Below are 12,391 nucleotides of genomic sequence, written 5' to 3' on the forward strand. Positions count from 1 at the left end.
CACGATTCTCCCGAAAAACGGTGCTTTCTATTTGGAAGTGTCTTACGAGGTAGAATGCCAGCAGCATAATTTAGATCGCAGTCAAGCATTATCAATTGATCTGGGAACTGCCGACAATTTAGCTGCTTGTGTTGACACGTTGGGAAATTCTTTCTTGCTCGACGCTCGCGTTATGAAGGCGATGAATCAGCTTTGGAACAAAAAAATAGCGACCAGGAAAGAAGGGAAGCCCACAGGTTACTGGGATAGTTGGCTAGACCGCGTAACCCGCAAGCGCAATCACCAGATGCGCGATGGCATCAATAAAGCTGCGAAGCTAATTGTTGACCATTGTTTGAAACACGGTATCGGCAATCTGGTAATTGGATGGAACCAAGGGTTTAAATCCAATGTTGATATGGGCAGTCTGAACAATCAAAAATTTGTTCAGATGCCTTTGGGTAAGTTGAAAGAGCGCTTAAATCAACTTTGTGATTTACACGGAATTCAATTCACTGAAACAGAAGAAGCATACAGCTCCAAAGCTAGCTTTCTTGATGGAGACTCCCTACCCAGATACGGTGAAAAACCGCTGGGGTGGAAAGCATCTGGACGGCGAATTAAACGCGGATTGTATCGCTCTGCGAACGGAAGTTTAGTTAATGCGGATCTTCACGGTGCCGCTAATATTCTCAGAAAAGTAGCTAGTAAGTTAGGTGTAAAACTTGACCGACTGGGTAGACGGTGTTTGGCTACCGTAGCGAGAATCAGGCTTTAGTAATAACTAAAGTTATTCTGTCAGCAGAATCGAGCGTGGCTTCAGCCCGCTTGAGTGTCAATTCTGAAACTGGTATAACGGTTCTCAAGCGTGGTGAGGAGAGCCTCATGCCCTATGCCCTATGCCCTATGCCCTCATCTTTCTAAGAAAGGCTATATAACGAATACTTGCACAATTTTATTGGTTTGTTGGATATAGCAAAGCGAAACCAAAACCTATTTGTTCGGTACGAGTACCTCAACCCAACCTAATTTATGAGGCGATTTTCCCGTTTGGCGAAGATCTTGTTTAACAAAAAACCAGCTCTCATCCCCATGCCTGAAGTCACTGGATGTTACCTGTATACTTTTTAACTAGGCAGCGATACGGTGCGTCAGACCAAAAACTCGAATTACCCGACTCCCTGCCTGCAGACTGGCGCTGCGCCAGCAGCCAGGATTCAGGAAACAGCAGTAAAATTGCTCCTGAGTTGATAATTTCGGACGGACAACACACACTCGGCAAGATGAAACTGCGTCGGAAAACACTATCAATAGTTGGCATTACCATCGCTGGATTGACTGGCATTCTCTATGCAGCCTCCTCCAGTATCCTTTTGGGCAGCCTTGTCAAAGCAGAGGAACAAGAAGCCACACAGGTTGTTAAGGGAGTGCTCAGCGTGTTCGGGCAAACCGCAGACGACTTCAACTCGCGCTTTGCCGACTGGTCAGCCTGGGACGACACCTACGCTTTCATCCAAAATGGTAACAAAGAATTCATCGCCTCAAATTTGATTCCCGAAGGACTGGCTAATGTGAGAGTTAACATAGCCCTATTTGTCAATACTTCGGGCAAAATAGTTTACGGTACGGGTTTCGACAGCCAAAAGGTGAAACTAACGCCTGTTCCAGAAGCCTTAAAACAGCACATTTCTCTGGGCGACCCGTTGTTGCAGCACCCCAACGTCAACAGCAGCCTCGCCGGTATTCTGCTGCTACCGTCAGGGCCGATACTGATTACTTCCCGGCCAATTGTCACTACAAAAAGCACTGGCCCGATTCGAGGCACGCTGGTATTCGGGCGCAATTTGGATGCTGCGGGCATTGCCAAGCTTTCTAAAATTACTCGCTTGCCGCTGATTGTACACAGCGTTAATGAGGCTGAGTTGCCGGCTGACTTTCGGAATGTGCGCGATAAACTGTCGGCAAAAAAATCGATTTTGGTGCGTCCTGTCACCGAAGATTTGATGGCGGGTTATGCTTTGATCCGGGATATTTACGATCGACCAGCGTTACTTCTACGGGTGGATATGCCCAGAGAAATCTACCGCCAAGGTCAAACCAGTTTGCTGTACCTGCTGGTGTCTGTAGGCTTAGCGGGAATCGGATTTATCGGCTGCACTCTGCTGCTGATAGAGCGTCTGGTGCTTTCTCGGTTGAGCAGTTTGGCTTCATCAGTGAACCGCGTCAGTAGTAGCCAAGACCTCTCGGTGCGACTGCCGGTCACGGGCGAAGACGAGTTGTCCGACCTTGCCCATACTATCAATGGAATGCTCGGGGCGATCGCCAGCGCCGAAAACGAACAACTAGAAGAAAAAGCCCGCTACCGAGCCGTAGTCGAGCAAGCTACAGACTGCATTTTCCTGTGGGACGCTCAAACCAAACACCTTTTAGAAGCCAATACAGCCTTTAGAAACTTGCTCGATTACAGTCTTGATACGATTTCGCAACTGACTATTTACGATATCGTCGCTTACTCCAAAGACCTAATTGACAGCAATATCGAGTCCCTGCTGGCGGACAAACAATTCAGAATTGGCGAAGTTCTCTACCTGCGCCGAGACGGTTCCTGCGTAGACGTGGAAGTAAGTGCCAGCGTGATTTCCTACGGCGGCCGCGAGATTATTTGCACTGTTGTCCGCGACATTACCGAGCGCAAGCAAGCCGAAGTCGAACTCCGAGCCTCGGAAGAACGCTACAGACTTTTGTTTAAAAATAATCCCCATCCGATGTGGGTTTACGATTTAGAAACTCTGGAATTTATAGCCGTCAATCAGGCTGCTATCCACCACTACGGCTACACTCGCGACGAATTTCTCAACATGACCGTTGCAGATATTCGTCCGAGCCCAGAACTACCGACATTGCTAGAAAATATATCCCAAGTAGATACCAGTATTGATTTTGCCGGTGTGTGTCAGCACCAGACCAAAAACGGCACAATTATTGATGTAGAAATTACTTCTTATACCCTGATATTTGATAGCAGAAATGCTGAATTAGTGCTGGCTCACGACGTGACTGACCGCTTGCAAGGCGAGGCAGAACTGTACAAAGCAAAGGAAGCCGCAGAAGCAGCTAATTTGGCTAAAAGTCAGTTTTTGGCTAACATGAGCCACGAACTGCGAACTCCTCTGAATGCGATTATCGGTTACAGCGAGATTCTGCAAGAAGATGCTTTAGATTTTGGCGAAGACAATTTTGTGGAGGATTTGGCAAGAATTCACAATGCAGGCAATCATTTACTGGGATTGATTAATGATATTCTGGACTTGTCGAAGATTGAAGCAGGTCACGCGGAATTTGAATTAGAAAATTTTGACTTGTTCGAGGCAGTTCAAGATGTAGCGAGAACTGTTGAACCGCTATTTTTCCGAAATGCCAATCGGCTGAATGTTGAGTGTCCTCAGAATATTGGCGAATTGCATTCGGATAAAATTAAGCTTACTCAAATTTTGTTTAATTTGCTCAGCAATGCAGCTAAGTTTACTCGGCAAGGGAAAATTACACTCAGCGTTGAAAGAATTAAAAATGACGAAAATAGTTGGGATGGTGAACAGTTAATTTTTCAATGTACTGATACGGGAATTGGGATGACTCCGGAACAGCTACAAAAGTTATTTCAACCTTTTACGCAAGCTGATGCTTCGACTACTCGCAAGTACGGAGGTACGGGTTTGGGTTTGGCAATAGCGCAGAAATACTCTCAGATGCTGGGGGGAGAAATTACGGTGAATAGCGAGTTGGGCAAGGGGTCAACTTTTACTCTCATGTTGCCGGCAAAATTGTCATCTAGCCCAATACGCTTAGATTAGCGCTCTCAAACGAATTTGATCTCACGATTTGATCGGAAATACAGGCATCTAATTGCCAGTAGGGAACGGCACTGCCTTCGGAAAGTCTCCACAACCCTGGAACGCTTTGTAATCTCTCGTTTACCGCCGAGGGCAGATCCCCCTAAATCCCCCTTAGGAAGGGGGACTTTGATCCACTTCTGGTTCCACCCTTTTTTAAGGGGGGCTAGGGGGATATGGTCTTAATTATCAGACAGAAGACAGGTGATACATTTGACCTGGTTGTTGACACTCCGAAAGGCGCGGCGCCGTGTCCTGGCTTTTGCCGTTTCCTTACTTTGCGTTCATTTAACCAAATCTGACATCATTTGAGACCAAAAATGCTAGTCTTACTTCGCATCAGCAGGGATCAAAACCTTGTCAATTACGTGAATAACGCCGTTGCTAGCTTTGATATCAGCTTTCACAACATTAGCACCGCTAACAGTAACTTTGCCTGCGGCAACTGCCACTTTCAGCGAGGTACCTTCAACACTTTTAACATCGCCCGATTTGAGGCTGGTAGAGTAAACAGTACCCGGAACAACGTGGTAAGTCAAAACCTTAACAAGTTTGGCTTTGTTAGCTGGTTTCATCAAATTTTCCAAAGTTCCTTTTGGCAAAGCAGCAAAAGCCGCGTCTGTCGGTGCAAAAACAGTGAAAGGGCCTTTTCCTTTGAGAGTTGTCACCAAACCTGCTTCTCCCAAAGCCTTTGTCAATGTCTTGAATTGAGGGTCGCCAGATGCAATAGCGACAATATCCTTAGTGGCGGCCATTGGTGCCGGTGAAGCCATTGGTTTCATATTTTCTGCAACTTGTTGAGTTGGAGTTGCATTATTCACATTGGTGTTGGAGTTGATGTGAGCCCAAGCCGGGAAAGCAATCAACGCGCTAGCGCCGATTACTCCTGCCAAACCTGTGATTTTTTTGCTCCAGCTAGGTACATTTTGATTTTTCATTACGCTTGTATTTCCTTATGACAATAAAACAGTGAACGTGAATTCTTATGTTAGCCAAATTTCCTCAAAAGATCAGGTTGGGAAAGGCTAAGGTAGAGATAAAATGAGCTGGAATTGTCGATCGACCAAAACTCCCTAACTATAACGCAAGCTTAGGGAAAAAGAGTCTCAACTCCCAAATCTATAACTCAAAACCTCAATCACCGAACCTGTTTGGGGTAAATCAGCAGATTTGATCGAAATCGTGTCACTATTCAATCGGCGCACTGGCGTACCATCCATCAGCGCCAAGAAGTCATCTAGCGGCACTAAATCGCACGCTGCTGCATCGGCGGCTTGGGTTTTGTAATGCGTGGGAATCACCATTTTCGGTTTGAGAAGTTGCACAGTTTGCTTGGCTTCCGCCGGAGTGTAAGCTTTCGGCCCTCCACCCACGGGAATTAGCAAAATATCCGGCCGCCCAATCAGGATTTGTTCTTCAATGCCGATCGGCCCAGCAAGTCCACCCAAGTGTAAAATCTTAACACCAGCTTGCTGCCAAAGCCAAGCCACATTCACCCCAAATCGCTTTCCTCCCTCACGGTCTTTCTGCGTCCGAATGCCTTGAATCCTGAGCCCGTTCGATCGATAAGCGCCCGGTTCGTACAAAAGGCCGGGATTGCCAGAAAATCCGTCTACCGCCCCTTCATCGAGCAATCTGCTGCTAATCAGAATCAAATCTGTAGGTACTTTAGGAGAACGATAGCCTGCCGTACAGCCTAGGGGGCGAAAAGGATTCACCAGCACCCTCGCACCGCCACCTGTAAACAAAAAGCAAGTGTGGCCCAACCACTGAACCGACAAAGAATCAGCAGTTTGAGCTTGATAGCTTTCCCATCCAGAGGGCAAACCAGTTGCTAAAGCTGCTAGCAAACCCGTCTGTGCGTAACGTATTAATTGTCGCCGTTTCATCTTGTGGTTGGGTTATCGGGTGTTGGTCGTTTGTTGTTATACCACAAAACACAGTCCGGTGCGAAATGTGTACTCTAGTCTTACCGTAAGGTGCGCACTGCGTACTCTACAAATCGAGAGAAATTCAACTAAGCAAATCCACTTGATTAAACGTAAAATACGGCTCGCGCTCAAGCTGGGTGTATATGTTTTTTCTTTCTTCCTTCTTCCTTCCTTCTTCCTTCTTCCTTCTTCCTTCTTCCTTCTTCCTTCTACTTAAAGCCGTTCTAAGAAATTCCGCAATAATTGCTTTCCCGAAGTCGTCAAAATACTTTCCGGGTGAAACTGCACACCTTCAATGTGTGGATATTCCCGATGCCGCACACCCATAATCGTGCCATCTTCAACCCAAGCCGTAACTTCCAAAACTTCAGGACAACTCTGCTTTTCAATTACCAAACTGTGATAGCGAGTTGCAACCATCGGTGATTCTACTCCTACAAAAACTCCGACTCCTGCGTGTTCTACCTGAGAAGTTTTGCCGTGCATTAATACGGGTGCAGAAACAATTTTGCCGCCGAATACTTGACCGATACTTTGATGTCCAAGACACACGCCTAAAATTGGTAAAGTCGGCCCCAATTCTTTGATTAATTCCAGAGAAATTCCCGCATCTTCCGGTCGCCCTGGGCCTGGAGAAATAACCACTGCTGCGGGCTGCAATCGGCGAATTTCTGCTAAGGAGATTTGGTCGTTGCGGTAGACTTGGACTTCTTTTGCTACGGGCAATTCAGCGCCGAGTTCTCCTAGATACTGTACCAAATTGTATGTAAAACTGTCGTAGTTATCGATGACTATAATCACGGGTTAAGTTAGATTTTAGGTTTGAGATTTTAGATCTTAGATTGAGTCGCTGCCTGAATGCAATAGTTTGAAGATTTTAGATTGATGCCCAAGATTAAAATAGCTGCAATATGTACAAATAAAACTAAAAGCCTCAAATTGGTCATCTAAAATGTAAAATTTGCCTGGCCTATAAGTTACTAACGGACGATCGCAATTTGAACAACTACCCACAAGGGAGGAAGCAGCAGTGCAGCAGCGACAATCGCCGCGGCCATTGCGGATACCAGAACGGCTCCGGCAGCGCAGTCTTTGGCAATTTTGGCGAGTTCGTGGTAAGATTGCCCAACGGTTAAGTCTACCACCGATTCGATCGCCGTATTCAACAATTCCATTGCTAAAACTATACCAATTGTGACACCGATTACTGATATTTCTACAGGTTTCAGGTGCAAAAATAGTCCTAGTCCGATCGCCAAAGTGCCAATAATAGTGTGAATCCGAAAATTGCGCTGAGTTTCAAAGGCATAAGTCAGCCCACCCCAAGCGTATCTAAAACTCGTAGCTAAACTAGAGGCGATTTTCCAGGACAGTTCTCGTCTGTATTTCAAGGGCTTTTTTGACTCGTGGACTGTCGGGCTCGAAGAGTCTTGAGGCATGATCGCAAACGGTGGGATGTTTGATGAAATTGACGGTCTATCTATTGTCATAACAACCAACTTTAAGTTACAAAAATGAATGCAAGCTAGACTTGTAAAATTCACTTCATCAAGTCTAGGTAACTTTCCTCAGCTTTTGGTAAAGTTTTGATGTAATTTTAGAGAGTTATGTTGAGCTTGGCATGATTGGTTAAATCAGTATCAATGTCAGTTATGGTGTTTGGATCTCAAGACCGATCGCGCGCAACAATGTTTCTTGTCGATCGAGCATTTGAGTCAGACTTGCTTCATCCGGGTGATCCCAGCCCAAAAGATGTAGAAAACCGTGGGATGCCAGCCAAGCTAGTTCGGTCTTCAGGGGATGTCCTTGCTGCTGGGCTTGTCGCTGCGCTGTGTCGATCGAGATAATGATATCACCCAAGTATAGAGGTTCCGATGACTGCATTTCCTCTAACTGAGGACAGTCTACCTCTAAAGATGCGAAAGCTAGGACATCGGTCGATCGATCTTGTTGACGATATTGGGCGTTGAGGGCTTGGATCTCGGCATCGGCGGTGAGACGCAGACTGACTTCGTAGCCCGGGGCGACTGGCACATCCGCCTCCTGGTTTTCCAGCCAAACGCTAAACCAATTTTCCCAGGTTTCGGCTGCAATCTCCCCGCTGGGTTGATTCTCCGGGTGGTTGTAAGTGTCGGCGGATTGTTGGGCGAGTCCATAACAGTCTTCGACGTTCACCTCAATTAGCATTTTTCGCATCTGTTGTCAAGCAATATATTCAATTTTTTTACAATTTCAAATTGGGCGATCGGGCGGCGGGGACTTTTTGCTTTAAGCAGGCAGATTACAGGAATCTGTTGAAGATTGCAATGGGTCGATCGCGCGATCACATCAAACGGCGCGGTATTTAACCCGCGGAGGCGCGTGAGTGTCTGTATCGAAGCGGTTTCAACCGTCCGGTATTCAACCGCCGCGGTTTCAAGCGCCGGGTATTCTAAGAGTTGAAATATCGATCAAGAAAAGCCAAACCGACGAGTACGCCCAAAAGTCCGGCCGCCGTCAAAGCAAAATGAAACAAAGAAGTCGCGCGCTTGCGAACCATATTCCGCATCGCCAGCTTGACATAACTCGGTGGAGGTGCATTGTTTGTCGGCGCGATCGGAGTTTCGGCGGCGAGCTCTTCGGAGGCGGGAGTTGTGGAGGGAGATTGATCCATAACGGTTAGTTTTGAAGGTTAAAAGGGCGAATGCTGAGGACAGACTCGCCACGATGGTAACAAAAATGTAACGTTTTGTGTAGCTGTTTTGAGTTTTTCGATCGCCCCGGACCCATTAAAGGGGGATTATACCAACAGATTAATGTGCGATCGGGCTGATTATCACTTCGATATTTTCTTTTCATCTTCAGATACACAAGGATAAATTTAATTCCCGATCCGTGTTTCTCAGGGGTTAAACAAAAATTTTAAATTGTCAAGTCCCACAATCAAGTGACACTCACTTGAGTTAACTCAAGTGAGTGTCACTAGAAAAAGGGACTGTTAACCAACCACGACGAGCAGTTATTCATAGAGATAGCCACGGAAAAACATAAACAAATTTTTCCGGGTAAAGACTAGCCCAAAAAGTTAAATTACTCTGAAAACAACATGGAAATTTCCACCTTTGAACTCCTCACAAAGCCGATCGCACCTCCAATTGGTGGCCTTGAAGCCGTTGCTCGTCGAATCGTTCAGGGATACTTTCTCACCATCACCAATCTCGAATCGTTTGAGGTGGAATATCGGATTCAGTTTACCATCCGCAAACCCCTGCCTGCAAACCCGAATAGAGTCTTGCTCGGCAACGCTGTCATATTTTTGGATAGTGTAGGCAATAACTCCCCAATTACTCTGATTAAGGACGCCGACGTGGGGGAAACTGAGAACTATCGCGCATCTTTCAGAATACGCGCTCGCAACACAGCATCTTTTCAATTGTTGCCTAAACTGCCAGACGTTCTGACAGCAGGTATGTTGGAAGTGCGCGGATTTGTCTCACTATTTCGGCGCCGAAGATTTCCTGGACCCCTCTCAGCAGTCAAGGTATTATTGAATCCCGAAATTCGCGGTACTTTCTTGCCGAATAATTTCCAAACACCACCTTTCCCGGCACCTACTACTCCACTAGACTTCGATCAAATCAATTACACTTTAGCGATCGCCAGTGGAAAAGGCTTCAACGAAATTCCTCCTGGACCACTCGAACCATTTATCAAAGCACCAACTCTCGTCTCGCCAATCTTTCAGCCCCTTTTGGAAGACTTAAGCAACGGTACTTTGAACTTGGATAGTTTGGAAGCAGAGAATCCACAAAAAGCTAGAATGCTAGTGCAACTGCTAGCCGAGCTCGATGCCAGTGAGGTCAATTTGAGCGAGCTAAATGCAGTGATGGAAAAATTAGAGATTCCTGTCAGAATGTCTAGCATCTAGAACTGTTAAAGGGTAAGTAACTGTAGGGTGGGCAATGCCCACCTTATGTTTGATTACGTTTAATTAAGCCTACTCATACACTCACGGAGCTTTATTCAAATGTCGAACTCCTTTAAGTTTCAGCCTGTTTCTTTTAGTTGGGTGGCTGTTCATCCGCAGCCCAAAGGTGTTGTTCAATTTATTGGTGGAACTTTTTTTGGTAGTTTACCAATTTTGTTTTATCGATATTTTTTACAGCAGTTGTTTGAAGAAGGTTATACCGTAGTTGCTTTGCCATTTAGATTTACTTTTCGTCACTGGCCGATCGCTATTGGGTTATTAAAAGAACAGGAGATCCTGAGAACAGAACTGACCAAAATTTCTCAAAAATTAGGCTATGAAAGCGAAATTTATCAAGAACTATCGAGTTATTTTTGGGTAGGTCACAGTCTGGGATGCAAGTACATTGCTCTTTTAGAATTTTTAAGCGACGATCGGTATCCAAATATTGTGAATAAATTCTGCGATCGCTCTGACTACGAACAGATTCACAGCTTAATCGAAAATCTGGGCATCGACAGACCTTCAATTAAAGACCAGCCCTCGTTATTAATTGCTCCTGATATCAGCAATACCGAGAGCGCTATTCCAGTGCGATCGCTAGCAAAACTGTTAGACAAATTCCGTTTAGGAGTGCTACCAACCAGAGAACAAACTCAATGCTTTATCGCTAATAGTTCTCTGTTTAATTTGACTGCAATAATTTCTTTCGATGGAGATAATATTGCTGGTTCTATCAATGATATCAACAAAAGTCTAGAAGAACAAAAAAACAGCGATGTACTTTGGCTCATACAACAGCTAAGTAATAGAAAATTGCCTTTATTGAGCCAGGAAATAGAAGGCAAACATTTAGAGCCGATTGGCATCAAAATCGGTAATTATATTGTTGACCTCAATCCTTGGGATAAATTCATTAAACCCCTGAAAAGCCGATTCCTTGAATATTGGTCTGTTCATTTTTTGGATGCTTTGAAAAAGCGGTTAGGCGCTTAACTATCCGTTGTTATTTGCGATCGCCCTCTTAACCCCGTCTCCCGCAACCAAGCATCAGCCCAAACAGCATCCGGTTCCGACAGCGCAGGAACGGGTTCTGTCGTATAATCGATTCTAAAATCATAGGCGGAGCGATCGTAAACCCCATTTAATAACGCTTGTAAATCGACAATTGGTTCCGCATCGCCGCTACGCAAAGGCAAAGGAAATTGAGGAATCATATTGGGCAAATTGAAAAGGTACAAATCTGCCAAAGGCTTTTGATTTGTCCGAGTTACCAAAATTCTATAACTTCCCTCAATTTCATTACCAAAAACTGGCAGAGGTTGGTAACTTCGCAGCAAGTCAATTTCCACCATCTGAGTCCGACTAGCAAACACCTTTTCTCGCTTTTCTTCATACATTTCTCGCCCTTTCCCAGGACGCTTGTTGGCTGGTGACAGCACTTCAATCACTGTCACAACTTCCCTAGTTTCTGTATCTCGCACCTCTAGATAGGCTTCCCTAAATTCGACAGGTACTGGCAGTCTTACTTTCAAAGCTGTCACAGGTGGTACAGCAACTGCGATATTAGAAGAAGTAGGCTTTGTTTGAATTGGAGAGCGCTGCACGGTGACATCAGGAATCCCCACTAATATGGAATTTTCCCCGCTAATCTCATAAACTCTTTTTTCAATATCAACGATATATCTTGGCAGCAACTGCGGCACTAATGATTCAAAAATGCTACTAATAAGCAAGTGATGTACTTGGGGCCAAAAGTCAGGACTTTCTAAATAGGGATTCATCCCCGGAAATGGATTAGGCATAGTAATATATTGTTGAAAATTTCCACAGCATCAACCTCTCAATCCCATCTCCCGCAACCAAGCATCAGCCCAAACAGCATCCGGTTCCGACAGCGCAGGCACCGGTTCGGCGGTGTAATCTATTCTAAAGTCATAGGCGGCGCGATCGTAAACCCCATTTAATAACGCTTGTAAATCGACAATTGGTTCCGCATCGCCTGGGCGCAAAGGCAAAGGAAAAGCCGGAATTGCATCTGGTAGATTAAACAAATACAAATCAGCCGCGGGGCGACAATCTCCCCGACTCACCAAAATCCGATAACTTCCCTCAATATCATTCCCAAAAACAGGCAAAGGTTGGTAACTTCGCAGCAAGTCAATTTCCACTAAGTGCGATCGCCCTGCGAACACTTTATAGCGTTTTTCCTCATACATCTCCCGCCCTTTGCCGCGCTTGTTCGTCGGCGAAAGCACTTCTATTACTGTAACTACTTTCTTAGTTTCCTGTTCTATTACCTGCAAATAACTTTCTCTAACTTCCACCGTTGTAGGCACTCTCACTCTCAAAGCTGTCACAGACGGCGACATGACAGCAACATTTCCAGTGCTAGAAGTTGCTGGAATTGGCGATCGCTGTACGGCCACATCGGGAATACCGACCAATAAAGCATCTTCCCCGCTGATTTGATAAATTCTTTGTTCAATGTCCACTAAATACTTAGGCAGCAGTTGCGGAGTCAAAAAATCTGCGATCGCCACTATCAACCGATTGTGAACCGCCCGCCAAAAATCAGGACTTTCTAAATAGGGATTCATCCCCGGAAATGGATTAGGCATAGTAATATATTGTTGAAATTTTCC

General features: G+C 45.4%; 12 protein-coding genes. 4 read left to right on the plus strand and 8 right to left on the minus strand.

All coding sequences use genetic code 11. From position 1 onward, the window contains the following. Both QUB52_RS23815 and QUB52_RS23820 read left to right on the plus strand, forming a co-directional pair. On the plus strand, positions 1–757 hold a 757-nt coding region (locus tag QUB52_RS23815), incomplete at its 5' end, for a transposase (protein ID WP_332976285.1). Between the two features lie 331 nt (positions 758–1,088). Continuing rightward, on the plus strand, positions 1,089–3,830 hold the full coding sequence (locus QUB52_RS23820) for a CHASE4 domain-containing protein (RefSeq protein ID WP_265233489.1): 2,742 nt from the start codon (positions 1,089–1,091) through the stop codon (positions 3,828–3,830). Between the two features lie 368 nt (positions 3,831–4,198). On the opposite strand, the gene QUB52_RS23825 is transcribed toward QUB52_RS23820, so the two are convergent. The 6 genes from QUB52_RS23825 to QUB52_RS23850 all read right to left on the minus strand — a co-directional run bounded on the left by QUB52_RS23825 (position 4,199) and on the right by QUB52_RS23850 (position 8,453). Then, the gene (locus QUB52_RS23825) at positions 4,199–4,807 is read right to left on the minus strand and encodes a fasciclin domain-containing protein (protein ID WP_332966827.1); all 609 of its coding nucleotides are present in this window, start codon (positions 4,805–4,807) and stop codon (positions 4,199–4,201) included. A 168-nt stretch (positions 4,808–4,975) separates the two neighbouring features. Then, complete coding sequence (locus QUB52_RS23830) at positions 4,976–5,758, minus strand: MBL fold metallo-hydrolase (RefSeq protein WP_265233492.1); 783 nt, start codon at positions 5,756–5,758, stop codon at positions 4,976–4,978. A gap of 255 nt (positions 5,759–6,013) precedes the next feature. Continuing rightward, the gene (locus QUB52_RS23835; RefSeq protein WP_265233493.1) at positions 6,014–6,601 is read right to left on the minus strand and encodes an anthranilate synthase component II; all 588 of its coding nucleotides are present in this window, start codon (positions 6,599–6,601) and stop codon (positions 6,014–6,016) included. A gap of 179 nt (positions 6,602–6,780) precedes the next feature. Further along, entirely contained in the window at positions 6,781–7,290 is a 510-nt protein-coding gene (locus QUB52_RS23840) for a diacylglycerol kinase family protein (RefSeq protein WP_265233494.1), read from the minus strand. A gap of 160 nt (positions 7,291–7,450) precedes the next feature. Then, positions 7,451–7,987 carry an rRNA maturation RNase YbeY gene (gene ybeY, locus QUB52_RS23845; RefSeq protein ID WP_265233581.1) on the minus strand — a complete coding sequence of 179 codons (537 nt, stop codon included), beginning with the start codon at positions 7,985–7,987 and terminating at the stop codon, positions 7,451–7,453. A gap of 244 nt (positions 7,988–8,231) precedes the next feature. Continuing rightward, positions 8,232–8,453 carry a DUF3285 domain-containing protein gene (locus tag QUB52_RS23850; RefSeq protein ID WP_265233495.1) on the minus strand — a complete coding sequence of 74 codons (222 nt, stop codon included), beginning with the start codon at positions 8,451–8,453 and terminating at the stop codon, positions 8,232–8,234. Between the two features lie 432 nt (positions 8,454–8,885). Here QUB52_RS23850 and QUB52_RS23855 point away from each other — a divergent pair, with 432 nt between their 5' ends. Together QUB52_RS23855 and QUB52_RS23860 are read left to right on the plus strand one after the other, a co-directional pair. Then, positions 8,886–9,707 carry a hypothetical protein gene (locus QUB52_RS23855; RefSeq protein WP_332973001.1) on the plus strand — a complete coding sequence of 274 codons (822 nt, stop codon included), beginning with the start codon at positions 8,886–8,888 and terminating at the stop codon, positions 9,705–9,707. Positions 9,708–9,806: 99 nt separating this feature from the next. Then, positions 9,807–10,742 (plus strand): DUF1350 family protein, encoded by a 936-nt coding sequence (locus QUB52_RS23860; RefSeq protein ID WP_332973002.1) that lies wholly within the window; start codon positions 9,807–9,809, stop codon positions 10,740–10,742. On the opposite strand, the gene QUB52_RS23865 is transcribed toward QUB52_RS23860, so the two are convergent. Beyond that, complete coding sequence (locus QUB52_RS23865) at positions 10,739–11,551, minus strand: DUF4058 family protein (RefSeq protein ID WP_332973003.1); 813 nt, start codon at positions 11,549–11,551, stop codon at positions 10,739–10,741. The genes QUB52_RS23860 and QUB52_RS23865 overlap by 4 nt on opposite strands. A gap of 30 nt (positions 11,552–11,581) precedes the next feature. Next, positions 11,582–12,367, minus strand: coding sequence for a DUF4058 family protein (locus QUB52_RS23870; protein WP_265233499.1), 786 nt, complete (start codon positions 12,365–12,367; stop codon positions 11,582–11,584). Positions 12,368–12,391 lie beyond the last annotated feature (24 nt).

This window comes from Microcoleus sp. A6-C6, from assembly GCF_036705955.1.
In the GTDB taxonomy this organism is placed as follows: Bacteria; Cyanobacteriota; Cyanobacteriia; order Cyanobacteriales; family Microcoleaceae; genus Microcoleus.

Coding starts and splice junctions, on each gene's coding strand:
- QUB52_RS23850 (WP_265233495.1), bottom strand. CDS start 8,453: ATGGATCAATCTCCCTCCACAACTCCCGCCTCCGAAGAGCTCGCCGCC.
- QUB52_RS23865 (WP_332973003.1), bottom strand. CDS start 11,551: ATGCCTAATCCATTTCCGGGGATGAATCCCTATTTAGAAAGTCCTGAC.
- QUB52_RS23820 (WP_265233489.1), top strand. CDS start 1,089: ATGTTACCTGTATACTTTTTAACTAGGCAGCGATACGGTGCGTCAGAC.
- QUB52_RS23830 (WP_265233492.1), bottom strand. CDS start 5,758: ATGAAACGGCGACAATTAATACGTTACGCACAGACGGGTTTGCTAGCA.
- QUB52_RS23860 (WP_332973002.1), top strand. CDS start 9,807: ATGTCGAACTCCTTTAAGTTTCAGCCTGTTTCTTTTAGTTGGGTGGCT.
- ybeY (WP_265233581.1), bottom strand. CDS start 7,987: ATGCTAATTGAGGTGAACGTCGAAGACTGTTATGGACTCGCCCAACAA.
- QUB52_RS23870 (WP_265233499.1), bottom strand. CDS start 12,367: ATGCCTAATCCATTTCCGGGGATGAATCCCTATTTAGAAAGTCCTGAT.
- QUB52_RS23840 (WP_265233494.1), bottom strand. CDS start 7,290: ATGACAATAGATAGACCGTCAATTTCATCAAACATCCCACCGTTTGCG.
- QUB52_RS23855 (WP_332973001.1), top strand. CDS start 8,886: ATGGAAATTTCCACCTTTGAACTCCTCACAAAGCCGATCGCACCTCCA.
- QUB52_RS23825 (WP_332966827.1), bottom strand. CDS start 4,807: ATGAAAAATCAAAATGTACCTAGCTGGAGCAAAAAAATCACAGGTTTG.